General features: G+C 44.8%; 21 protein-coding genes. 5 read left to right on the forward strand and 16 right to left on the reverse strand.

Annotated features, from left to right (window positions below; genetic code table 11):
* Nucleotides 1-69: 69 nt before the first annotated feature.
* Nucleotides 70-1,260 carry an amino acid aminotransferase gene (locus L3V27_RS15485; protein ID WP_012841647.1) on the forward strand — a complete coding sequence of 397 codons (1,191 nt, stop codon included), beginning with the start codon at nucleotides 70-72 and terminating at the stop codon, nucleotides 1,258-1,260.
* An 87-nt stretch (nucleotides 1,261-1,347) separates the two neighbouring features.
* On the opposite strand, the gene L3V27_RS15490 is transcribed toward L3V27_RS15485, so the two are convergent.
* The gene (locus tag L3V27_RS15490; protein WP_237312253.1) at nucleotides 1,348-1,989 is read right to left on the reverse strand and encodes an outer membrane beta-barrel protein; all 642 of its coding nucleotides are present in this window, start codon (nucleotides 1,987-1,989) and stop codon (nucleotides 1,348-1,350) included.
* Between the two features lie 318 nt (nucleotides 1,990-2,307).
* On the opposite strand from L3V27_RS15490, the gene L3V27_RS15495 reads away from it, so the two are divergent.
* The gene (locus tag L3V27_RS15495; RefSeq protein WP_005396868.1) at nucleotides 2,308-4,197 is read left to right on the forward strand and encodes a DUF294 nucleotidyltransferase-like domain-containing protein; all 1,890 of its coding nucleotides are present in this window, start codon (nucleotides 2,308-2,310) and stop codon (nucleotides 4,195-4,197) included.
* A gap of 8 nt (nucleotides 4,198-4,205) precedes the next feature.
* On the forward strand, nucleotides 4,206-4,925 hold the full coding sequence (locus L3V27_RS15500) for a 3'-5' exonuclease (protein WP_237312254.1): 720 nt from the start codon (nucleotides 4,206-4,208) through the stop codon (nucleotides 4,923-4,925).
* Between the two features lie 69 nt (nucleotides 4,926-4,994).
* Here the strand turns inward: L3V27_RS15500 and L3V27_RS15505 are convergent, their stop codons facing one another.
* Both L3V27_RS15505 and L3V27_RS15510 read right to left on the reverse strand, forming a co-directional pair.
* The gene (locus tag L3V27_RS15505) at nucleotides 4,995-6,878 is read right to left on the reverse strand and encodes a methyl-accepting chemotaxis protein (RefSeq protein WP_012841645.1); all 1,884 of its coding nucleotides are present in this window, start codon (nucleotides 6,876-6,878) and stop codon (nucleotides 4,995-4,997) included.
* A 230-nt stretch (nucleotides 6,879-7,108) separates the two neighbouring features.
* The gene (locus L3V27_RS15510) at nucleotides 7,109-8,680 is read right to left on the reverse strand and encodes a BCCT family transporter (RefSeq protein WP_176319976.1); all 1,572 of its coding nucleotides are present in this window, start codon (nucleotides 8,678-8,680) and stop codon (nucleotides 7,109-7,111) included.
* Nucleotides 8,681-9,067: 387 nt separating this feature from the next.
* On the opposite strand from L3V27_RS15510, the gene L3V27_RS15515 reads away from it, so the two are divergent.
* A complete protein-coding gene (locus L3V27_RS15515; RefSeq protein WP_031780419.1) occupies nucleotides 9,068-9,544 on the forward strand; it encodes a MarR family transcriptional regulator in 477 nt (158 codons plus the stop codon).
* 40 nt (nucleotides 9,545-9,584) lie between these two features.
* Here the strand turns inward: L3V27_RS15515 and L3V27_RS15520 are convergent, their stop codons facing one another.
* From L3V27_RS15520 to L3V27_RS15545, 6 genes are all read right to left on the reverse strand, one after another.
* A complete protein-coding gene (locus L3V27_RS15520) occupies nucleotides 9,585-10,223 on the reverse strand; it encodes a response regulator transcription factor (RefSeq protein ID WP_161442258.1) in 639 nt (212 codons plus the stop codon).
* Entirely contained in the window at nucleotides 10,216-11,571 is a 1,356-nt protein-coding gene (locus L3V27_RS15525; protein WP_005394729.1) for a cache domain-containing protein, read from the reverse strand. Before L3V27_RS15525 ends, L3V27_RS15520 begins: the two co-directional genes overlap by 8 nt.
* A 151-nt stretch (nucleotides 11,572-11,722) precedes the next feature.
* Nucleotides 11,723-13,009 (reverse strand): TRAP transporter large permease subunit, encoded by a 1,287-nt coding sequence (locus tag L3V27_RS15530; protein ID WP_237312255.1) that lies wholly within the window; start codon nucleotides 13,007-13,009, stop codon nucleotides 11,723-11,725.
* A 12-nt stretch (nucleotides 13,010-13,021) separates the two neighbouring features.
* Nucleotides 13,022-13,561: a TRAP transporter small permease subunit gene (locus L3V27_RS15535; RefSeq protein WP_047009966.1), complete on the reverse strand. Its 540-nt coding sequence runs from the start codon at nucleotides 13,559-13,561 to the stop codon at nucleotides 13,022-13,024.
* Nucleotides 13,562-13,676: 115 nt separating this feature from the next.
* Nucleotides 13,677-14,768, reverse strand: coding sequence for a TRAP transporter substrate-binding protein (locus L3V27_RS15540; RefSeq protein WP_005394734.1), 1,092 nt, complete (start codon nucleotides 14,766-14,768; stop codon nucleotides 13,677-13,679).
* Between the two features lie 414 nt (nucleotides 14,769-15,182).
* Complete coding sequence (locus L3V27_RS15545; RefSeq protein WP_005394736.1) at nucleotides 15,183-15,587, reverse strand: hypothetical protein; 405 nt, start codon at nucleotides 15,585-15,587, stop codon at nucleotides 15,183-15,185.
* Between the two features lie 273 nt (nucleotides 15,588-15,860).
* Here L3V27_RS15545 and L3V27_RS15550 point away from each other — a divergent pair, with 273 nt between their 5' ends.
* Nucleotides 15,861-16,526, forward strand: coding sequence for a DUF2982 domain-containing protein (locus tag L3V27_RS15550; RefSeq protein WP_012841641.1), 666 nt, complete (start codon nucleotides 15,861-15,863; stop codon nucleotides 16,524-16,526).
* Nucleotides 16,527-16,544: 18 nt separating this feature from the next.
* Here the strand turns inward: L3V27_RS15550 and L3V27_RS15555 are convergent, their stop codons facing one another.
* From L3V27_RS15555 to L3V27_RS15585, 7 genes are all read right to left on the reverse strand, one after another.
* Nucleotides 16,545-17,201 carry an MBL fold metallo-hydrolase gene (locus L3V27_RS15555; RefSeq protein ID WP_048625699.1) on the reverse strand — a complete coding sequence of 219 codons (657 nt, stop codon included), beginning with the start codon at nucleotides 17,199-17,201 and terminating at the stop codon, nucleotides 16,545-16,547.
* Nucleotides 17,202-17,296: 95 nt separating this feature from the next.
* A complete protein-coding gene (locus tag L3V27_RS15560) occupies nucleotides 17,297-17,845 on the reverse strand; it encodes a DUF882 domain-containing protein (RefSeq protein ID WP_031780420.1) in 549 nt (182 codons plus the stop codon).
* A 166-nt stretch (nucleotides 17,846-18,011) separates the two neighbouring features.
* Nucleotides 18,012-19,553, reverse strand: coding sequence for a L,D-transpeptidase family protein (locus L3V27_RS15565; protein WP_237312256.1), 1,542 nt, complete (start codon nucleotides 19,551-19,553; stop codon nucleotides 18,012-18,014).
* Between the two features lie 141 nt (nucleotides 19,554-19,694).
* Nucleotides 19,695-20,777 (reverse strand): DUF1513 domain-containing protein, encoded by a 1,083-nt coding sequence (locus L3V27_RS15570; protein ID WP_237312257.1) that lies wholly within the window; start codon nucleotides 20,775-20,777, stop codon nucleotides 19,695-19,697.
* Nucleotides 20,758-21,795: an imelysin family protein gene (locus L3V27_RS15575; RefSeq protein WP_237312258.1), complete on the reverse strand. Its 1,038-nt coding sequence runs from the start codon at nucleotides 21,793-21,795 to the stop codon at nucleotides 20,758-20,760. Before L3V27_RS15575 ends, L3V27_RS15570 begins: the two co-directional genes overlap by 20 nt.
* Before the next feature lie 10 nt (nucleotides 21,796-21,805).
* Nucleotides 21,806-23,188 (reverse strand): di-heme oxidoredictase family protein, encoded by a 1,383-nt coding sequence (locus L3V27_RS15580; protein ID WP_237312259.1) that lies wholly within the window; start codon nucleotides 23,186-23,188, stop codon nucleotides 21,806-21,808.
* Nucleotides 23,189-23,285: 97 nt separating this feature from the next.
* Nucleotides 23,286-24,548, reverse strand: a complete 1,263-nt coding sequence (locus L3V27_RS15585; RefSeq protein WP_047009973.1) for an imelysin family protein — start codon at nucleotides 24,546-24,548, stop codon at nucleotides 23,286-23,288.
* Nucleotides 24,549-24,578 lie beyond the last annotated feature (30 nt).

A 24,578-nucleotide genomic window follows, 5' to 3' on the forward strand; every position in this document is an offset into this window, starting at 1 on the left:
CGGTTGTAACCAATATTGCTGAAAGGTATAAATGTTAGCACACCCCTTCGATTAACATGGATGAAGATTATGTTTGAAAAAGTAGTTGCCGCTCCGGCTGACCCTATTCTTGGCCTTACTGAAGAGTTTAAAAAAGATACTCGCGCAGACAAAATTAACCTTGGCGTAGGTATTTACAAAAACGAGCAAGGCGAAACTCCCGTTCTTGCAACAGTAAAGAAAGCTGAAGCAGCGCTTGTTGAAACTGAAAAAACCAAGTCTTACCTAACTATCGAAGGCACAGCAGAGTACGGCATTGCAGTACAAAAACTGCTTTTCGGCTCTGATGCGGAAATTGTAAACGAAAAACGCGCTAAAACAGCTCAAGCTCCAGGTGGTACCGGTGCATTACGTGTTGCTGGGGAGTTCATTAAACGCCAACTTGGCGATGTAAAAATCTGGATCAGCAACCCTACTTGGGCAAACCACAACGGCGTATTTACTGCTGCTGGTATCGAAACGGCACAATACAGCTACTACAACGCTGAAACAAAAGACAAAGACTTCGATGCAATGCTAAACGATCTGCAATCTGCATCTGAAGGTGACATCGTGCTTCTACACGGCTGCTGCCACAACCCTACAGGTATCGACCCAACTGCTGAAGAATGGGAAACATTGGCGAAACTAGTCGCAGAGAAGAAATTGCTTCCTCTATTTGACTTCGCATACCAAGGCTTTGCTAAAGGTGTGGAAGAGGATGCGGCGGGTCTTCGTACTTTTGCTAAGTACAACAAAGAAATCCTAGTCGCGAGCTCTTTCTCGAAAAACTTTGGCCTATACAACGAACGCGTTGGTGCCTTCACGTTAGTAGCGGAATCAGAAGAAGTCGCAACAACCGCATTCTCGCAGGTTAAAGCCATTATTCGCTCTATCTACTCTAACCCACCAGCGCACGGCAGCGCGGTCGTGACTCACATTCTTGGCAATGCCGAAATGCGTGCGGAATGGGAAGCTGAAGTAGCAGAAATGCGTGACCGTATCCAAGAGATGCGTGAACTATTTGTAGCGACACTAAAATCAGAAGGTGTGGACGCAGACTTTAGCTTCATCGAACGTCAAAATGGTATGTTCTCTTTCTCTGGCCTATCTAAAGAGCAAGTAAACCGTCTGAAAGAAGAGTTCGGTATTTACATCGTCGGTTCAGGCCGAATCAGTGTTGCTGGTATGACGAAGTCAAATATGGGTCCTCTATGTAAAGGCATTGCAGCGGTTTTATAATCGATAGTCGCATACTTTATTAAAAGGAAAGGTCAGCATAAGCTGACCTTTTTGTTTTTATTTATTGCCAATAAATGAACCAGTCCGCTAGTAGACAAACTTCAAACTCAGCCCCACTTCATTGACATAATCAGAGCTCTCACCGCTGTAATCGGTATCTCTAAACTGATAAAAAAGACCAGTACCAATAACATCATGCCATTGGTAGTTAAAACCTATCTTAAAATTGTTCTCATCGACGATATCACTGCGGTTAACTTCCACCTCGGCCGTCGCAATAAGTTTTTCACTGAATAAGTAATTCACCCCAACGGTGACGGCTTGAAGCAATTCGCTATCTGAAGATAACGTATTATCCGTTTTGTCGTCCGTCGCTTTCGCTTTGATTGCACCTATTCCATATTTACCGTAGATATCGAATTGCTCCGTAATCCCATAACGATAACCACCACCAAACAACAAACGGTCAATGCGAAGAGTAAAGTCGTCCGGATGGAAAAACTGCGCCGAGTAATCGACATTAAACAACCAGTTCTCAGTAAATAAGTAATTACCACCGAGTCCAATTGTGGTCGCGTTCGAATTATCTAACCACTCTTCATTTGTGGTTCCGGCACCCACATCCAAGTGAATGTGTTCATACCCAAATTTTTCTGCTTGGTCCATGACCGCCGCGCTAGTTACTGCTGGCAAAGCAGCTAAAGACGCAAGCAATAAACTTCTCACCATTCGACTTCCTTTCATGAGAATTATTTAAACACTGCCCCCAAATCACCTTGAGTGGCTTAGTTCAACAAAAATAACTTAGTTTACAGACGCGGTAACGATTTGAAATCTGCTATGCCTCTAAATCAAGCATTGGCCCAAAATATATCGACCACGTCCGCTCACCTTTTAAGTGACTATATAGTAGTAGAAATGCCGATTCCTTATCGTGCGATATGTCAGAATCTTATGACTGAGTACGAAAATCACGGTTCAGATAAGACTCTGTTTTAAAACTAAGTTAAGATTACTTTATTATTTGCGAACTAAAAGGCACCTTCGATGGATGCAGAACTTCTCGAGATTTATAACTTTCTCGCCAAGTACCCCCCGTTCAATGAACTTCCTGAAGAAACACTAAACAAGGTGACAGAGAGTGTCGAGATCTCGTACTACCGAGAAGATACCCCAATCATCCATTTTGGAGACTATATCCAAGATCTCTACGTGGTGCGAAGCGGGGTCGTAGAAGTTTATCGACGCAAAGGAGAGCTTTATAACCGTCTTGATGAAGGTGACCTATTTGGCCAGATGGGAATGCTAACCAACAACAAAGTACGCTTCCCGGTAAAAGCCATTGAAGATACTCTGCTCTACTGTATTCCTGGTGACGTTTTCCAAGAAATATACGACAACTTTGATTCCTTTGCAGACTTTGTCGAAGTGGAAAATAGTGCTCGTTTACGCCAAGCCATTTCAGAAAACAAAGATGCCAATGACCTGACGACATCGAAAGTGAAAACCTTGCTGACTGGCGATGCTCATACGATTGATCGAGGACAGACAATCCAGCAAGCCGCGCAGCAGATGGCGAATGACAACGTATCTGCTCTACTTATCGTCGATCCAGATTTCGTTCGTGACGAAGATGACCCACAATCTCCGGTACTTGGTATTATTACTGACCGTGACTTGTGTACCCGTGTGTTGGCCGAAGGCTTGTCTCCACAGGACGATGTATCAAGTGTGATGACCACTGAAGTCATGTCTCTTGATCACAATGCCTACATCTATGAAGCAATGTTAACCATGCTGCGTTACAACGTGCACCATCTGCCTGTGGTTAAAAACCAATTGCCTATTGGTATTATCGAAACAACCGACATTGTTCGTTATGAATCACAAAACTCGCTCTTATTGGTGAGCAGCATTTTCCAACAACAGACCATCGAAGATTTGGCAGTTGTTGCTGAAGAAGTAAAAAGCAGCTTTGTACGCCTGGTCAACGAAGATGCCAACTCACACATGGTGGGCAGTGCGATGTCCGTGATTGGTCGAAGCTTCAAACAGCGTCTGTTAGAAATGGCTGAAGAAGAGCTTGGCCCACCACCAATTCCTTATTGTTTCCTTGCACTTGGCTCAATGGGACGTGATGAGCAACTGTTGGTGACTGACCAAGATAACGCCATCATTCTAGATGAGACCTACCAAGAAGAGAAACATGGTAAGTACTTCGAAGCTTTAGCGAAATACGTCAGTGATGGATTAGATGCCTGTGGCTACAAGTATTGTACGGGCGATATTATGGCAACCAACCCATTATGGCGCATGACTCGTTCAGAGTGGGAAGAGTGCTTCGCTGACTGGATTGATAACCCGAACCCGAAAGCGCTACTCAACGCGTCCATCTTTTTCGATTTGGATGGCGTTTACGGTCGCTTAAAATGGGCAGAACAATTAACCAGCTTTATTGTTCGTCGTGCGCGTAAAAACAATCGCTTCTTAGCCTGTCTGGCTCGCAACGCACTTAACCGAACGCCGCCACTTGGCTTCTTTAAAGACTTTGTGATGGAGAAAGATGGCAGACACAACAACTCCATCAACCTCAAACGTCGTGGTACGGCTCCTCTGGTCGACTTAATTCGCGTTCACTCTCTGGCGGTTGGCTCACGCGCACAGAATTCGTTTGAGCGTCTCGACGACATCATTGATGCTGGCATTTTGCCAAAAGGTCGCGCACAAGACTTAAAAGACGCACTAGAGTTTATTTCCATGGTGCGTATTCGTCACCAAGCGACGGACGTGGAATTAGGCATTGACCCAGATAACAATATCGAACCAGAAAATCTCTCTGAATTTGAACGTCGCAACCTAAAAGATGCTTTCCAAATCCTAAGCAATGGTCAGAACTTCCTTAAGTTCCGCTACCAAGCGAATAAGAGCTTTAAGTGAGGTTGAACATGATCAAAAAGCTCTTTCAGAAGCCAACCATTCAGTGGCCAACGAAATTTGAACACAAGTTGGAGATGGCTAAAGATGAGAATTTAATTGCGTTTTATAGCAATAAACCACCTGCACCAGAGACCCCCCTGTCTGAGGTCGAGTTCGTGGCACTAGATTTCGAAACGACGGGGTTGAACCCCGAGAAACATGACATCATTACCATTGGTTTAGTGCCGTTTAACTTGAAACGGATTTTTTTGCGCAATTCACGTCATTGGAAAGTTCGCCCGCAGCGAGCACTCGATGAAGACTCGGTAATCATACATGGTATTACTCACAGTGAATTGATCGATGCACCTGACTTGGGCGACATCTTAAGCGAGCTACTACCATGCTTAAGTGGAAAAATCATTGTTGTGCATTATCGTCGTATCGAGAGAGAATTTCTGGATAAAGCACTCAAAAGCCGTTTAGGGGAAGGAATTGAATTTCCAGTGATAGATACGCTGCATCTTGAAGAAACCATTCAACAGAAACGCTCTGGCTCACTCTGGGAGCGTTTAAAAGGGAAAAAGCCAGAATCGGTTCGGCTAGCGCAATCTCGACGCCGTTATGGTCTGCCAGACTATACCCCTCACCATGCATTAACCGATGCAATTGCTACGGCAGAACTGCTACAAGCGCAAATCGCCCATCATTATAGCGAAGAGCAACCGATCAGTGAGTTCTGGCTGTAATATACTTCACGCTTAATAGCGATCAAAAAAGGAGCCAGATGGCTCCTTTTTACTTAGGTTGAGACAAGATTACAGCTTAAAGCGTTGAATCTCTTGTTCAAGTTCGTGTGATAGCTCAGACAGGTGAGCAGCTTGTTCTGCTGCTTGATGAGCTTCGACTGACAACTCGTTAGACACGTCACGAATACCTTCAGTGTTACGAGTGATCTCAGTGGTTACCGATGCTTGCTCTTCTGCCGCCGATGCAATCTGCGTTGCCATGTCACTGATGCGCTCAACAGCAGTATGGATTTGCGTCAAGCTCGCTGCTGCCGCGTTTGCATCATCAACACTGGTGTCAGCCAGACGACGGCTATCACCCATGATGCCAACCGCTTTCGCTGTTGTGCCCTGTAGCATCTCGATAGTTTCTTGAATCTCTTGCGTTGAAGCATGAGTGCGTTGGCTCAATACGCGAACTTCATCCGCAACCACAGCAAAGCCACGGCCTTGTTCACCTGCACGTGCCGCTTCAATTGCCGCGTTAAGTGCAAGTAGGTTAGTTTGCTCAGCAATACCTTGAATCGTTGATAGAATCGTATTGATGCTATTTCCGTGTGCTTCTAGCTCTTGAATCACATCAGTGGCAACTTGAACTTCTTGCGCTAAGTTCTGGATAGAACCTTGCGTCTGAGTCACTTGGCTAGAACCGTGTGAACAAGCTTGAACCGCTTCCTCTGAGTTACTTGCCGTGCTATCTGCATTACCTGCAATTTCTTGTGTCGCTGCTGCCATTTCGTTCACAGCCGTCGCAACCATGTTGATCTCATCTTGCTGGTAAGAGATACGCTGACTGCGCTCTTCAGCTTGCTGTGCCGTCGTGCGTGCTTGCTCTGAAAGCGCAGATGATACGTGGCTAAGCTTGGTCACCATCGTGTGCATGTTACCAACAAAGCGGTTGAAGTTTTCAGCCAATTTACCGACTTCATCATCACTGCGTGGTTCTAGTCGTTGCGTTAAGTCACCTTCACCAGATGCAATTTCCTCAAGTGCATTTGATACGCGGCTCAAGTCACGGAACAAGAAACCAACCAACCAAGATACCGCAAGAATAACCACAATGGTGATCATCACTGCAGTGATCAATAGGTCACGTAGCAATACCGCATGCCCTGCTTCTTCCGTTGCGCGATCCATTTCAATCGCGAACATCCAATGCGTGCCAGGTACTTTATTAAAGTAGTAAAGCTTCTCTTTGCCTTTGATTACAGTATCTTCGATACGACCTTCATCTGCAGCGCGCTCGATTGCCTCTTCTGAAAAGTCTTTTAGAACACTGGTGATAGGCTTAAGCGTTAAGCTTTTATCTGGATGCGCTAGGAACGTACCTTCGTTCATATCGATTAACATCGCATGCGCATTTTCACCTGCATCTAGGTTAATCACGTCGCTGATGAGCTGATCGATCAGTACATCTGCACCAACAACACCAACAAACTGACCATTTTTCATTACTGGCTCAGCAATGGTTACAAGCAGCGCGTTAGTGATTGCATCTTGATATGCAGCTGTGATGATCTGCTTACCTGCGGCGTTAGCATCTTTGTACCAAGGACGAGTACGAGGGTCGTAATCAGCACGGTTACGCTCAGGGTGAGAGCGATACATATCACCGTTTGGTGTACCAAGGAAGATGTCATCAAAGCCACCAGCCTTGCGAGCTTGTTGTAGGAAAGGGACAACGTCTTGCTCTGTCGAGTAGTCGTTGAATGCGGTAGCAATATCTTTACGGATATTGACCCAATCAGAAATTCCTTCTGACGCAGTAGTACTTAGACTTTGCGCACGTGAATAGACACCTGAACGAGTCTGATCAAATAATTGACCAGCCGACAACCAAGTAAGTGCTGTTGCCATCACAACAACAGCAGAAAGGCTTGCGCCAATAAGCTTTTGTTTTAATGATAATTTCATATTTATAGTTTTTGAGTTGGGAGAACAGTTAAGGTGTGTGAATATTACACACTTTTTCACGACTATTCACTAATTTTTAAAAAACAAAATAGCACATTAACTCTTTGTAAAATATGAACTTTCATGTGTCATTTTTTTGTCTAACCGTCATAAAAACCGCACAAAAAAAGCCAGCAAAATGCTGGCCTTTTGATTACTTGTTACTCAGACAGATTTATAAAATGCCTGAGTTATTGACGTTCTGTTCTCATACCCATCAATAAGCTCACACACATTGCAAGCAGAATGAAGGTAAACGGTAGTGCTGTAGAAATTGCACCTGCCTGAAGCGCTTGAACTGCTTCTGAGCCACCAATCCACAGTAGAGCAACCGCAATTGCACCTTCCATAAATGCCCAGAAAACACGTTGAAGTACAGGAGCGTCGACTTTACCGCCCGCTGTGATGCTGTCGATAACAAGTGAACCAGAGTCAGAAGACGTGATGAAGAACACAAGTACCAACACAACAGCAATGATTGAAAGCATGCTACCAAATGGAAGAACATCGAACATTTGGAACATAGCAAGTGAAACGTCAGTCAAACCATTCGTGCCCAACTCACCTACTTTATCAACAACTTGCTCGATCGCTAGACCACCAAATACTGACATCCAAATAACAGTAACAGCGGTTGGAACCAGTAGAACGGCTGTTATGAATTCACGAACGGTACGACCGCGAGAAACACGCGCAATGAACATACCTACGAATGGTGACCATGAAATCCACCAAGCCCAGTAGAATACTGTCCAGCCTTGGAACCATGCCTCATCTGTACGACCAAACGGGTTACTTAGCGGAATAATATTCTCTACGTATGCCATAAGTGTGGTTGGAATCGAGCCTAAACTCGCCGCCCAACCGATAAGACCAACAAGAATCAGTAGCAAGAACGCCACAACCATGTTGATGTTACTAATGACTTTAACGCCACCATCAATACCACGTACGACTGAAACAACAGCAAGCAAAGTTACAACGGTAATGACGACGATTTGTAGGCCCAGGCCTGGCTCAACACCAAATACGTGATGAATACCACTTGCCGCTTGTTGTGCACCTAAGCCCAGTGACGTTGCAAGACCAAACAAGGTCGCAAGAACGGCCAAGATATCCACGATATGACCAGCCCAACCCCACGCGCGATCACCCAGAAGCGGGTAGAAGATCGAGCGCATAGACAGCGGTAATCCTTTGTTGTAGGCAAAGAATGCTAAAGAAAGTGCTACAACACCGTAAATTGCCCATGGGTGAAGACCCCAGTGGAACATCGTCGCACCCAGTGCCAATCTCGCTGCTTCTGGTGTATTTGCTTCAACACCGAGTGGCGTTTCATACCAACCAGTGAAGTAAGCGACAGGTTCTGCGACACTCCAGAACATTAAACCGATACCCATACCAGCCGCAAATAGCATTGCAAGCCATGACATGAACGAGTAATCGGCAACAGCGTCTTTACCACCTAAGCGGATTTTACCCATTGGCGAAACGATAAGTGCCAAACAGAAAATAACGAAAATATTACCTGCAATAATGAACAACCAATCGAATGAACCAATGATCTTCCATTTCAGCCCATCAAGTGCCGTCTTTGCGGTATGTGCATCTAGAACTAATGCAGCGACAAGAAAGAGCGCAATTAAACCTGCACTAATACCAAAAACTGGGTTATGAACATCAAAACCCCATTTTTGAACGTTGTCTTGACCTACCGTATAGTCGGTACTATCGATACTGTACTTATCTATACCCTTTGTCATCGTTCCTCTCTATTTTTGTACTGTTTTTACGTACCAAACAAAAAAATCTTTCGAACACGATACGTTTTACATTCCGTGAAGGCGCAAGATCCTATCATTTGACACGTTTTTGTCTATCTTTTTGCTATGAAAAAATCCAATAACTTACTTTTCACTCAGCAATTTCCGCCTTTAAAAGGATAAACCACTACCGCAATAGTTAGACCACAAACATTTATTGCTATAATAATTTTAGGTCTTCTTATTTTGTCTACACGACGCGACAAAATGAAATTGGAGACACTACTTAAAATTGTAGTGGTAATTTTTGATTCCACCCCTTTAAATAAGGGCGCATTTAAGTTAGTGTCGCCTCGATAAATGTTCCCTACAGACTGGATGAATAAATTGGAAAAGTACGAAGAAGTATTGGTCTCGATTCGTCAGATCATCCGCGCTATTGATTTACATTCTAAAAAGCTGAGCAAAGAGTCTGGATTGACCGCTCCACAGTTGATTTTGATGCGTGCTATCAATGAGTTAGATAACGTAACGATTAAACAGTTGTCTAGCCACACTAACATGAGCCAAGCGACCGCAACGACCATTCTAGATAGACTAGAACGAGGCCAGTTTGTTGAGCGTCAACGCAGTGTTCAAGACAAGCGTAAAGTGCATGCTGTACTTACGAGCAAAGGCCAAGAAGCCCTAAAGCAAGCACCAACGCCATTGCAGGAACACTTCATTAATCGATTCCAAAAATTGGAAGAATGGGAGCAGTCTCTGCTGCTATCTTCCGTTCAACGCATCTCAACAATGATGAATGCAGAGGATATCGATGTCGCTCCAATGCTCGAGCTTGGCAGCATTACAAAAGTCGATTAATTTCGCTCTCACGTGCTCGCTTTTTGCGGGCACTACTCTCCTACTCCGTTAACCCTGTTTCAAACGCATATTTCGCTAGCTCCGCCGTCGAATGTAAATCCAACTTGTGCTTAATGTTGTGGCGATGCGTCTCTACCGTTCGGTAGCTAATGTTAAGTAGTGTGGCGATTTTCTTACTGCTGTTTCCTTGAGCGACTAATTTAAGCACCGCTTCTTCCCTGCGGCTAAGTGGATTCGTTTTTTGAGTGACTGGCACCACCTCTTGGGTAAAAAGCGTTTGTGTGACAGACTCGCAGAAATACGTTGAACCTTGATTCACCGTTTTTATTGCTTGCACCATTTTCTCGGCCGAGATTTCCTTGAGCATGTACCCTACTGCGCCAGCTTGCATGACCTTCATGATGTACTCACGGTTATCGTGCATGGTCAGCATAAGTATTTTGCTTTCTGGTCGCTCTTCTTTAATTACCCCAGTCGCTTCAATACCGTTCATTATCGGCATGCTAATGTCCATCAAGATAACATCAGGCTGAAGGTGCTTTGCGACTTCAATCGCTTCCAGCCCATTGCTTGCCGTACCGACCACTTCAATGTCAGGCTCTAACTCCAAGCGAGCCATGAAGCCATCTAAGACCACTTGATGATCATCAACAATCACCACACTAATCGGTTTATCCATAAACTAATTCATCCAAATTAAGCAGCACGGTAATCTCTGTTCCTAAACCAAGCTCACTCATCAGTTCAAACTCACCACCAATGAACTCTACACGCTCTTGCATGTTCCTTAACCCAATCCCTTGTTGGTGCACTGCTTGGTTAACCACAAAGCCAACACCGTCGTCACGTATGAGTAATTGCAGCATATTGCCCATTTTTTGCAAAGTAACCGTCACTTTTTTCGCTCTTGCGTGTTTTTCGATGTTGTTCAAAGACTCTTGAGCAACACGATACAAGGTCGTCGCGACCTCCGACGTCAGTTTGTACTGCTGAGTATCAAAATTACTCTCGATATCAATCCCAGAGTGAGAGTGAAAGTCTTGCAGTAAAGTGGTCAGTGCCGCCTCTAAGCCGATATCATCAAGGGCGCTAGGGCGAAGTTGATGAGAAATATGCCTTACTTCATTTATCGCGGTGACCAATGAGCGTTGCGATTTATCTAAGTGGGATTTGAGTTTTTCGTCTTCCAGTCTATGACTCATTAAATCCAAATGACATTTACTAGAAACTAACAGCTGGTTGATTCCATCATGCAACTCTCTCGCTAGATGCTTTTTCTCATCCTCTTGAAACATGACGGTTTTATGTGCCAACTCTTTAAGGTTTTTATCGGCAAGACGGTGTTCATGCAGATTGATCGCTAAAGTGAGAACGATAATTACAGCAACGGTCACCGCTAAGATCACGACGACCGAGAAAAAAGTCGTTTCGATATTTTTGTTCACCGCAGCACGCATATTGGCAACTTCTTGGCTTACGTCCTCAATATAGAGCCCTGTCCCTATCATCCATTCCCACTTATCGAGCCATGCGGCGTAGCTAAGCTTTGGGACGACCTCACCCGTAGATGGCTTTTGCCACAGGTATTGATGAAACCCACCACCTGATTGAGCTTGATACAACAAAGCTTCAATTAGACGATCGCCATTCTCGTCTTCAAGATAGAGTAAGTTCTCCCCGACTAGCTCTGGAAGAACAGGATGTACAAGGTTGGTACCGTATTTATCGTAAGCGAAAAAGTAGCCGTCTGCTCCGTAGCTTAAACGGTTTAAAATCGCTTTCACGCGTGTTTTAGCAACGCTCTCTTCTAAGGTTGGATCGTTGTAGATATAAGAAATGGAGTCAAAGGCGACGTCGACCGTATCTTTCAACGCCGCCTCTTTTGATTGGATCAGGTTTTGATGAAAGATCTCTACCTCCCTTTTGCCAAGAGTCTTGGTTTGATAGATAGAAATCCAACTGATACTCGCTGACACCAATACCACGGGTATCAATGTCAGCAGAATTAACTTTGCTTTGAGAGGCATCCCTTTCCTCCATGAAACGCTGCTTTACAGCTCACTATCTTAGCAGCACAAATAACTCGACTTCGTCCGCCTAGACATAAATAGCAGCTTAACAACTTGTCTCAAAAGGTAAAAACTCTCACTTCACAAAATCTCTTTTATTATCGAGTGATCAACTCATGCCATAAAAGCCTGGGAAAAACAGCAAAGAAGCTAACACGACAATTTGAATCGCGATAAACGGCATCACACCTTTGTAAATATCTCGCGTAGTGACACCTGCTGGTGCGACGCCTTTTAGATAGAACAAACTAAAACCAAATGGCGGTGTTAGGAATGATGTCTGTAAGTTCATTGCGATAAGAATCGCAAACCACGTCATGTTGATACCCATCAACTCAGCGACCGGCGCAATAATTGGCACGATGATAAAACAGATTTCAACGAAGTCGATAAAGAAGCCTAAAATCAGAATCACCACCATGGTTATGATGAGAAAGCCCCACTTTTCTCCAGGCAGTTCTAGCATCCACTCTTCGACTAGATAATCACCGCCAGTGTAGGTAAATGCCATTGAGAAGGCGGTTGCCCCTAGCAAAATAGCAAAGACCATTGCGGTTACTTTAACGGTTTCTTTCGATGCATCATAAATCATCGACCAACTAAACTGCTTATACAGTAACGACAGAACTATCGCACCAGCGCCGCCCAGAGCCGCTGACTCTGTTGGCGTTGCAATCCCAGCAAAGATTGAGCCCAATACCACAATGATCAGTGCTAGTGGCGGTAAAACGGCTTTCAGCGCGGTGAACACTTCTTGCTTTCGACTGATCGACTCATCGCGCTCTATCGCCTGTGCGGCTTGAGGATTCAACTTCGCGTAAATAAGAATGTAGATAACATAGGTGCCGACGAGCGTGATACCGGGCCAGATTGCAGCTTGGAATAAGTCCCCGACCGGAACGCCGAGTACATCCCCTAACAAGATCAACACGATAGAAGGCGGGATAATTTGTCCCAAGGTACCAGACGCACAAATAGTCCCGCACGCCAAGCCTTTGTCGTAATTGTATTTAAGCATCACAGGCAATGAGATCAACCCCATAGCAACAACCGATGCGCCGACTACGCCCGTTGACGCGGCAAGTAATGCGCCAACTAAGACTGTCGAAATAGCAATACCACCACGGACGCCGCCAAACAGACGTCCCATCGACTCAAGCAGTTGCTCTGCAAGCTTCGTCTTCTGAAGTACTAGTCCCATGAAGACAAACAATGGTACGGCCATTAGCACCGTATTTTCCATAATGGATTGGATACGATATGGCATGAAAGCAAACATCTCGATGCCTTCAGCCCAAACACCAAAAATCAGTGCAATACCGCCAAAAGTAAAGGCAACGGGGAATCCCAACAAAAGCGCAAAGAGCGCGACAAAAAACATCACTATACCGATCATAATGACTTCCTTTTACGACTTACCGTTATTACCGGCATAGATAAGATGAGGGTTAACAATCTTGTTGATCGAATGCAGCAGCAGTCCAATGCCACTGACTGCCATAAAGAAAAATGACAGCGGAATCATCGCCTTGATGATCCAACGATATGGCAATCCGCCTGGGTCACCAGACGTCTCGCCTAGCGCGTAACTTTCTTTGGCGAAATCAACACCAAACCAAGCCACCAGTAGGCAAAAAGGGAATAAGAAAAATAGCGTGCCTATGATGTCGATGATGGATTGTGCTTTGTAAGATAAGCGTTCATAAAAAATGTCGACGCGAACATGACCACCAGACTTAATCGCGTAAGGCACACCAAGCAGAAATACGGCGGAGAATAGATGCCATTCCATTTCTTGGAATGCAATGGATACATCGTTGAATACATATCGCATCACAACGTCGTAAACCACATTCACCAACAATAAAATAAACAAGATGCTGGACAACCATCCGAGGAAATCGCTAAAGCGGTTAAATAATCGCTCAATATAAATAAGACTTCTCATTCCGAACTCCGTGGAACGTTTGGATACGCTCCGCTATGGTGCGGAGCATTCATTATGAAGTTTTCTTGGGCTTCGTTCGCAGGCTAAACCTCTCGGCGTCGCCTGCGTCATAACGTTATTGTTGAGCTTGACTGTTTAAGTAAGCTCGGTGTGAAATGTCTGACCAAGGTCGAACTTGATTCATGTAGTTCGCTTGCGACTCTTGAATCTCTTTCGCCAAAGCATCTTTTTCTGCGTGCTCTTTCAACAAACGATCGTTTGCTTCTCGCAACGCAGCCACTACTTCAGGCGGGAAGTCTTTGACTTCAACATTTGGGTATTCAGATTTGATAGATGCCCAGTTTTTGCCACTTTCGTGTTTCGATTGCGTGTACATATCGTAAGCGGCGGTTTTCATTGCTACTTGTAAAATCGCTTTTAGATCATCAGGTAGACGGTTCCAAGTACGCTTATTAACAAGGAACTGAAGCTCAGTTGCTGGCTCATGCCAACCTGTGTAGTAGTATGGCGCGATTTTGTGGAAGCCCATGCGCAAGTCCAATGATGGACCAACCCACTCCAAGGCATCAATTGTGCGACGCTCTAGAGAGGTATATAGCTCACCAGGGGCAATATTCGTTGGTTTTGCACCTAACTCTGCCAAAATCTCACCAGCAAAACCTGGGATACGCATTTTCAAACCCTGCAAATCCTCGACGGACTTGATCTCTTTCTGGAACCACCCGCCCATCTGAGTATCGGTATTACCGCCAGGGAAAGACATCAAATTATGTGGAGAGTACACCTTCTCCATCAGCTCCATACCACCGCCGTAGTAAAACCACGCATACTGCTCAGTTGGTAACATACCGAAAGGCATAGAAGTGAAGTAAAGTGTGTTTGGAACCTTGCCCTTCCAGTAGTAAGACGCCGAGTGGCCCATGTCGTATTGACCAGACTTAACCATATCAAACACCCCAAAAGGCGCTTTGTGCTTGTTTGCGGAATCAATACGGATTTGCAGACGCCCGTTGGACATCTCCTCTGCCATTTTTGCCATGTTTTTTGTCGCATCACCAAAAATCGGGAAGTTAGGTCCCCAAGTTTCAGCAAGCTTTAAACGATAGACTTTTTCAGCAGCATTTGCAGAAGTCACAACGAATGTCATCGCGGCAACGACAGCGGTTGTTTTGAGCACTCGTTTTAAAGATTTTTGGATTAGACTCATCGTTCACGTCCTTTATCACCAAGGTTATTGTTGTCATCCATTTCATTAGGATTGGCTGTATTCGGTATAAAAGATGTAACAATGTTGTCGAATGCGAAATGGGCATGAACACGGAAGCGAGTAATTCATCAATAAGACATTAGCCTTAGGTATTACGTATAACTACGTAGGATAGCCGTTATACAACAAGTTTAACTATCATAAAATTAATGAGTTACTTTTCCCTTAACGATGCAAAAAGAAAAATGATACGTACGTACTTCTCTGCCAAAAAATTTACATAGTATTTAAGAAAATGTGACAAAGCACTTATTGGCAGCGTTAAAATCAATACCTAATGGATTATTTTCAATACGAAGATAAAAAAATACCTCGGCATTGGCCGAGGTATTCAAGCTAGAACGGTAGCGGTAATTAAACTGCTTTGTAGATAACTTTGTTACCTGCTAACTGCTCTTTTTGAACTAGGTTTTCTTCAAGAAGCTTCTTCAGTGCGCCAGTAGCCCATGATGCCGCTTTAGTATCTTCTTGACCTGCAGCTAGACCAATGCCTTTAGGGTTAATACCTTCAGCATTTGCTACAACGATGTCTAATACTTGTTGTTGCTTAGGAGTAAGGGCAACATCAACTGTTTTCACTGCAGCTACTTTTTTCTCAGCTACTACTTTCTCCGCAACAGCTTTTTCAGCAACAGAAGGTGCTACTGCTTTTTCGGCAACAGGCTTCACTGCTTTAGGTGCTGCAGCTAAGTTTGCTACTGTCGCTTTAATGCGTTTTTGCAGTTTCATCTGCACTTTACGCTTATGAGCAAGTCTCATTGAATATTTCTCCAGTTCACTGCATCTCAGCAGGGATGAAAATTTGAAGCGCGTTTTATACCAAAATTCACAAGCAATTTGTAGGTTTTAGCGGCGAAACGCGATGAAAAATGCGCTCAAAGCATAGAACGTCTACTATTTAATCAGATATTTTATGAACGGATTTATTGAATACTGGGTATAAAAACAGAGGTTTCTTTTATTTCAAATGCAAGTCAATGCACATTTAGTCATCCACGCATTTTTGATCAAGTATTCGATGAGGTTATAAGCATGGAAACGCTGCACCTAACAAATTCACATTTCAAACCCGACTCCCCTATCAACAGAATACTTTTGTTGCTCGTTGCACTGATAACCCTGTTTTTGGTTGTCATTTCTCCGGGATGGAAGCAAGCCATGTTGTCGGTCATTTTGATGTCTGCAATTGTTGGTTTCGCCATCTTGATGATCAAAAAAAGCCAAGTCACTTTTACGCTGACAGCTTCTCACTTCCAACAACATCTTTTTAAAGGCGGATGGGTCGTCCGATGGCGAAATATTGAGTCAATAGGGATTTGTAGCTACCAGCAGGAAGGGTGGCATCAGCCGCTACCTTGGATTGGTATTCGTCTAAAACACTACTCACCTTATTTGGATTCGATCTGCCCTCGTATAGCGACAGAAATTCTCCTTAGCCAACGCGCACTACTTTATTTAGGTGCGAAGCAGAATCAGTGTGAAGAAAAGTTTGAAGATATGGTGCTTGATCCTAAGCCATATATAAACAGCAATGGGATTGAGTATAAAGGCTTACTGGCGATGCTCGCCAACCGTATGAAATATCAAAGAGGATTTTACGGCTACGATCTGTTTATATCAGCCAGTGACCTAGATCGTGAAGCAGAGGATTTTGTGGGACTGACTCGGCGATACTTAGCTGCCGCCGAGCCAGAATAATGCTTACTACACGCGCTTTTAGTAAAGCGGCATCTCGTCAGCAACGAACGGGTTAGTTTTACGTTCGTGACCGAAAGTCGATTGAGGGCCGTGACCAGGGACAAATGTGACATCATTGCCTAAAGGCCACAATTTCTCTTTGATAGAGCTAATCAAGGTATTGAAATCACCTTGTGGGAAGTCAGTTCGGCCAATGCTACCGTTAAACAATACGTCGCCCACAAACGCCAATCGCGCTTCTTCACTATAAAGAACAACGTGACCAGGGGTATGACCTGGTGTGTGGAATACCTTTAATACTTGATTACCAAATGTGACAGTGTCACCCTCATTTAACCATTGATGCGGTTCAAAGGCTTCAGTCAATGGGAAACCAAACATTTGGCTTTGCCCTTCTAGACCTTGTAGCCAAAAATTATCCGCTTTATGAGGACCAATGATCTCAGTACCACCAAGCATTGCAGCCAGCGGCTCTGTTCCGCCAACATGGTCTAGGTGACCATGGGTTAGCACCAAGTTGACGATCTCGATGCCAAGCTCTTTAATGAGCATAGCAAGTTGCTTTTCGTCACCGCCAGGGTCAATAACGATGCCTTTCATCGTTTCATCACACCACACGATAGAACAGTTTTGAGAAAAAGATGTCACTGGGACAACTTGGTATTTCAGAGCCATAGAAAACCTATTACCAAATAAATTTGCGTTAAAACTGGCGCAACTATGACACTAACCCCTTGCGACTTCAAGACTTGCTGAGGCTTGCTATTGACTTACCAAGAACGCACAACACCTGTATCGATATGGACGAAGTTACTACTTGGATAATACCCAACACCACCAGCTTTCAAGCTAATTGCTGCATCGCGTACAGCAGACAATTTCACTCCATCAAGACGGAAGTCTATGGCCTTACCTTCCATATGAAGACTTTTCTTTGCCACTCCGCTAGCCCCTTTGCGCAGGGACGCATTGGTCAAAGGCGAACGGTAACCAGAAATTACAATGACTTCTGCATCTGTACCGATCAGCTTTTGAATCTGGCTGATTTGATCGAACAAGCGTCGATCCATCGGATGAACTTCGTTTCGACGGTGATCACGACAAAACTCATTCAGCTTTTTTAGTTCATCATCAAGATAGCGTCTACCATCGAAATAGCATGTTTCGAGGAGCTCTCCAGTATTAAGGTTGTTCATTGCCAACTCACGTGGCTCGTCAGGGAATGAAGCCCATGAAATCGATGGCAAGGCAGATGCCAATACTACGCCACCAGCGGTCATTTTAAGGAAATCTCGGCGGGAAAAATTACGACTTACCATTTCAAAAAACAATGCTCAACAACTAAACAAGTCGCGGACATTACCCAAACACATTTGTCACGTCAAATGCATAAATTGCTCCACCCTAATTTTAAGATGTGGTGATTAACGCTTAATTATTGAACAAACAGAAGATTCTTAGTTTTGTAAATTTTACTTAAAGATTTCAACTACGGTGATCGTATTTATAGATATCATCTCGGTAGTAAAGTGTTCCCTCTTCTAGCCATGCGGTTTGATAAATAATGTGCACTTGGATGCGTTCTCCTAAAGGAACCGACGTGTTAGAGCGACGCGTACTTTCCCGTTTTTTCGCTAAGCGCTCTTCTAGTCCCTGAGTTTTGAATAAGAGCTCCGCCAGTTGGTCGGCATGTTCAACGCGGACACACCCGGAACTGAATGCGCGTCTATCTCGTTCGAACAAGTTTTTACTTGGCGTATCATGCAAATAGATAGCTTGGGGGTTTGGCATATTAAACTTATACAATCCCAATGCATTGTGTAAGCCCGATGCCTGTCGCATACGATAAGGAAATGTTCTCGGATTCACCGTCACCCAATTGATGGTTGTAGGGTCAATAATTTCGTTTGAAGTCCAAGACCGGATGATTTGAATGTTGTGGTTAATCAAATACATCGGATTACGTTTCACTTTAGGAATGATGTCTTTCACCATTATGGTCCATGGCACATTCCATGTGGGGTTGAGAATGACGGAGTCAAGAGTCCCCGACATGATTGGTGTTTTTCTTGAGGCTCTGCCAACCACAACTTTAGACTCGAACAACGGTTGACCATCGTGCCAATACGTTACTTCGTATCCAGGTACATTTACAAAGACAACATTATCTCTGTCTTTGGACCAAATCCTTGAACGTTCTGAGTTCAGCGCCAATAGATGCAATCGTTCTTGAGGAGAAAAGTTGATCCATCGAATGGTATTCGGGCCAATCACCCCATCCTCTTTCAAGCCATGAATACGCTGAAACTCTTTCACCGCTAACTCTAATTCTTCATCATACTGTTGGGTCGTGATATCTAAATACGATACATCCACACCGACCACTTCCATACGCTCAATCAGAAGCGGTTTATTTTCTAATTGGTCACCGACACGGGCAAGGCCCGTTTGTTCATAGATTGGATATTGATACTGAGCGTGCTCGGATAAAGAGGAGTAAGCGGAATAAAAAGCTTCGTCCGTTTGTAAAGGAGAGCGAAGGCTTGCTAAGAATTGACTAAGTTTGCCAACCGTAATTTCGTTACTCAGTACGGACAAAGTATCGATGCTAGGAGCAGGTAAAATCACGTGGGCTTTGTTAGCAAATAACCAATTGATACCTTCTTCAGGGAGCTGCTCGAGATAGCTGAGATACATCAACAGTGAATCTGTCATCACCAAATCAAAGTCGAGGTTATCTCCCTGCCATCGAACTTGGTTTATACGATGGAGTTGATTCTCGAATTCGTCCGTGACGCCAGCAAGAGCAAGCAAGTTTACTTGAAAAAGAAACTGCTCAATATCGCTTTCATTTTCCCAGTTCAAACGGTAATTGGTACTTTGATAAAGCTGGTCAATCACCTCTGGATAATGGATCATTTTTTCGACAGACAGCTTTTGTACCGCTCCCTCTTGCTCTGTTTGTGCAGAAGCTTCGAGAGAAACGACGGTAGAAAAGCTGAAAAACGGCACCATAAGTGCCGTCATGATTAAAACCCTAGCAAACACTGAAACGATCCTTGCGCTACTTGCCATAATGAAAAGTATGGCAAATATCTCACAGCTTGCAGGTTTAAAATTAAGAATCTGATGTCGAAATTAACATCAAGTTTCTTTATCTATTTGGGTTCAAACAATCTTTGACCAATGGTTATCCCATTGAACACCACTAAAAGAAGCGCTTTTATGTGTTGTTGGCCTTTGCTCAACCACTTTGCCAGCACCAGAGCTGACCCTGAATTCCTTTCCATACGTCACTACTCCCGATGCATCTGGCAAAGCACTTAACTCAACCAACTTACCTGTAGCTTTGGACCATATCCCATAACAACTGCCCGGAGGAGAAGTCGCAAGGATCCATTCATCCGTCGCCGCGATACTCGCGACATAGTGATTAAATCTCGCCCACTCTTCGGGTTCCGCATGCAAAGATTGCATCACGCCTCCACGAGTGTGCATCGCAAGTAAAGCTGGGTATTCATCCGGCTCTCCACGATATTGCTGACCACACAGTACCGTCTCTGCACCATCATGCGCTAAATGACGGATGCTCAACTTATGATCTGGTAAAGAGACTTGATCCAACAGCTCACCTTCTTGTGAAAGGTAACTCAGGCTTGGTCTCATGCTATCAAGATTGAGCGGTTCACGCCCGTTGGTGTGTACGCCACCGACGCCAATCGCTAATGCGCCATCAGGCATCATGATCACTTCATGAGGACCTAGACCAAAACCCGTTAACTCATCGATTTTTTGATATTGCTTCTGCACATCATAAACACCAATGATCCCACAGCTTGTGCCCCTTTCCCCTTCTGTAGCAAATAGCAACGTGCCATCATGGGAGTAAACACCATGACCATAGAAATGGCGATTTGGCTTTGCTAGCTGCAGTTTGATCATCTGCTCTGAGCGATAATCAAACACCATGAAGAAAGTACCTGGTCGACGACCAAAAACTACGGCGTGGCCTTGTGGGTTTGTTGCCACACCGTGACCACGTTCAGGAATCGGCAATGAAGATAGCGGCATACCATGCTCATCCGCCACCACCGCTGCATATTTATCTCGGCCAATGATAGAGCAGCCGATCAACGCAGGCTCACGTGAGCTTGTTGAAGCACAACCAAATGGCATCATTGGTGTAGCCGCCCCGAATAGAGCGGCTTTCAGTAAGGTTCGGCGGGTTTGATCAGTCACCATCGGTTGCATTAAATCCTATAACCACGCCAAGCTCGATCGCCACTTCTTCGTGAATCAAGTACTTCAATTGCTCTAGCTTGTTGTATTGAGCGAGTACCATGCGGTAGCCTTCTTTACTTTGTAAAGCCGTGAACAAACTCTTATCTTCCGGCCATGTTTCCAACGCCATTTCAAACTGGTGAACAACACGGTCTGCGAGACCTGCATGGCCTTGCTCTCTTAGTAGCGCATCTAGACCATTACCGTTGGCAAGATACAGCGCTTCCATTGCTTCAAGGTTTGCTTTTAAGTTTGAAAGCGACGTCTCTGAACGCCAAGATTCAGAAAAGTAAGGACGAGGCTGACCAATTTTAGCTAACGGTCTGCTCAGCTTTTTCATGCTGTAGTCAAGCTGATTAGAGAGCAGCGAAATGTACTCGGATTTCCATTCCATCATCTCTAACGACCTCCAAGGATTTTGTGCCCAAGAATCTGCGATGATCTGCGCTTTGTTCTCTAGGTTTTCAGCAATTGCAACACCTGTCGCACAGGTATTGCTGTTGCTAGATAAGGTCGACGCTTTATCGTAAAGCAGCCATTCTAGTGCACCTAGGCCTTGCACAGTAACACTTTGCGTGGAGATCTTTTCCGCACTCCAAACTTGGTCAGATTTCGTCAGCACAGACATTTTTCGGCCAGTGGTGTTCTTTTTATCTGGCCAAAACTGGACATTCCAACTTTGCTCCAACGCCGTAGCAGGGCCACGCTCTTGACCTTGTAATGCCATCCACGTCAGCATCGTTTGGTGCCATTGCTGTTTTACTTGCGCATCATCTTTCGTCTCTGATGAGCAGTAATCCGCGAAGCTTTGTTCAAGTTCTGTGGTTTGCGCTAAAAACGTCTGCGCAGATTGAAACTCAACTTCATAGACCGCTTGAGAAATATGACTTGTACTCTCAGGCTTGGCAGAGCGAGAACCGACTGTCGATTGGCAACCAACCAAACTGAACGTTGCGGCAATCGCACTCACTAACAGTGTTTTTTTCATGGTTGCTTCCTTATAGAGAATTCAGAAACGCAATCAATGCATCACGTTCTTTTTTGTTCAGTGCTAGCACGTTTTGTTTGGCCGTTTCCGCTTCACCGCCGTGCCACAATACCGCTTCCATCAGATTACGGGCGCGGCCATCATGTAAGAAGTAACTATGCCCGTTTACTTCTTCGGTATAACCAATGCCCCATAGGGGTGCCGTTCGCCATTCACGGCCGTTTGCTAAGTACTCAGGACGGTTATCGGCTAAACCTTCACCCATGTCATGCAGAAGCATGTCTGTATATGGATGGATAAGCTGCTCAGAAAGCGCTGGTAACTCTGGTCGCTTCGCCGTTTTGACACTGGTCTTATGGCAGCTTTCACAGCCAGAAGCCGCAAAGATTTTCTGACCGAGTTTCACGCTAGGATCGTTCACATTTCGGCGAATAGGTACGGCTAAGTGCTGGCTGTAAAACTCAACGAAGTCGAGAATATTTTCAATCACTTCTGGTTTGCCGCCATTTGGCATGTCGTCACAAATACTTTGTTTCGAGGTACAGTTTTCATTGGGGAATAAATGGCTCGTCAGACCCACATCACCATTGAATGCTGCTGCATTTTGCTGCATTAACGTCGGTTGTCCGGCTTTCCAGCCAAAACGACCAATCGAGAAGTCGTCCTTCTCAATATCCCAAACCTTGTTTACTTTACCTGAGATACCGTCTTTATTTGCATCTTGTGCATCAGCCCATCCAAGTAGCGTTTCGTCAGGAATACTCTCTAACAAACCAAGGCCGATCATTGGCGGTGCAACACGCGCTGAAAATTCCGTATCAGGGTGCATATCTCCGTAACCTAGATCGGTAATATTCAAATGAGGTTTTCTTAGTGTCACCGTCGTACCGTCTTTAAACTTCACTGGCACATCGGTGTACGTGATTTCGATTTTTCCTTCTGGCGTTTGATCTTGCAGGGCAAAGTCTTGGAGCTGGCCGCCATAAGTCGGCTCAGGTATAACGCCGTCTCTGATGTACGCTGTTTTTTGTTCTGACGTCATCGCAGGGATGCTCAAACGCACTAACATGGACACCGCATGCAAATCATTTTGCTCTGGAGGATGACCACGACCATCTTTGATGTGGCAGTTTTGACAACCATTTGTATTGAAAAGAGGTCCCAAACCATCTCTGGCATCGGTAGACGCTGGCGCTTGTACCCAAGGGTTGCGGAAAAAACTATTGCCCACGCTAAAATCAAGGCGTTTACTCATAGGAAGGTTCGCGGCAGGAAGAGAATACGCGTTGGCGCCTTCTTTTTTGACGCTCGTTTGTCCACCAGATTTCACATCATACGCGATAGCAGTAGAAGAAAAGATCACGGCCAAGGCCGAAATTAAGTAAGGCTTCATATCATTGCTCTAAAACACAACAAGAGGAGTGGGATAACAGCGAGTTAAAACGGTAAAGGGCTCAAACGAGCCCTTTCAATTATTTTTTGTACTTTGATTAAAACTCGTGGTCAGCAGTATCAGGGCTTAGGCTATCAATGCCAATGATACCCGCAGCACGCTCAATTGAACCGGTTTGAGCAACCAATGACATGATGGTGTCATTCACTAACGTGTTGCCTTGTGCATTACCCGCTGCAATTAACTGGTCGAAGTGTTGGTTGTTCTTCTCCGCAGACGTAACCAATTTACCAACTTGGTTACGCGTAACATCAAACTGCTTCTGGATCTCTTTAGCTGCTTGTTTGTCTTTTTGAGCCACTAGGTCAGCAATACTCGGACCAGAAAGCAATGTGCCGTCTTCACGCTTGTAAAGACCTGTGTAAACGTTATAGATGCCCTGCTCGTTGTAGTAATGAGAGTTGTGCGTATTGTCTGAGAAACAATCGTGCTCATCTTCTGTCGAGTTTGCTTCCAACGCCACCTTCATGCGCTCACCAGCAAGCTCACCTAAAGACAATGAACCCATGCCGAACAACATTTTACGTAGGCCATTATCCGCAGAATCATTAAGAAGCGTTTCACGGTAGTTGCCTTTCACTTCCGCAGACCACTGTTTTTCCATCCATTCAAGGTCTTGAACCAGTAGATCGGCTGCCGCTTTTAGGTACTCACCACGACGGTCACAGTGACCATTCGTACACTCAGAACCGACAACGAAGTCTGTGTAAGCGCGCTGACCTGCGCCTGCGTTTGTGCCGTTTAGGTCTTGACCCCAAAGTAAGAATTCAATCGCGTGGTAACCTGACGCAACGTTTGCCTCAGAACCACCTACTTCGTTGAGATCCGCTAGCAATTCTGGAGTAATTTTTGAAACGTCTAGTTTAGAAGCACCAATCTGTAAACTGGTGTTTGCGATGATGTTTGCAGCAGCGCCTTCGTTACCGAGTTCATATTGGTAATCTGTCGCTACGTAGTCAATTAGGCCTTCATCAAGTGGCCATGCATTTAACTGCCCTTCCCAGTCATCAACAATCGCGTTACCAAAACGGAATACTTCAGATTGTTGGTACGGAACGCGAGAGTCTAGCCACGCTTGTTTTACTTCTTCAAGCTTATCCGCTGATGGCGATTTTAGGAATTCGTCGATTTTTACGTCGAGCGTTTTCGCCGTTGTCACTGAGTCAGCAAAGACTGCATGTGCAACGTCTGCATAATGTTCAACGACTTGTTGTTTCGTTACTTGGGCAGCAACGGTAGAACCACTGGCAATGAGGAGTGATGCAGCAATAGATTGGACTAAAACTGTTTTTGCATTCATCTGAAGCATCCTTGTTGAGCAATTTATTTG

The organism is Vibrio sp. J2-3(2022) (assembly GCF_021725735.1).
Classification (GTDB): domain Bacteria; phylum Pseudomonadota; class Gammaproteobacteria; order Enterobacterales; family Vibrionaceae; genus Vibrio; species Vibrio diabolicus.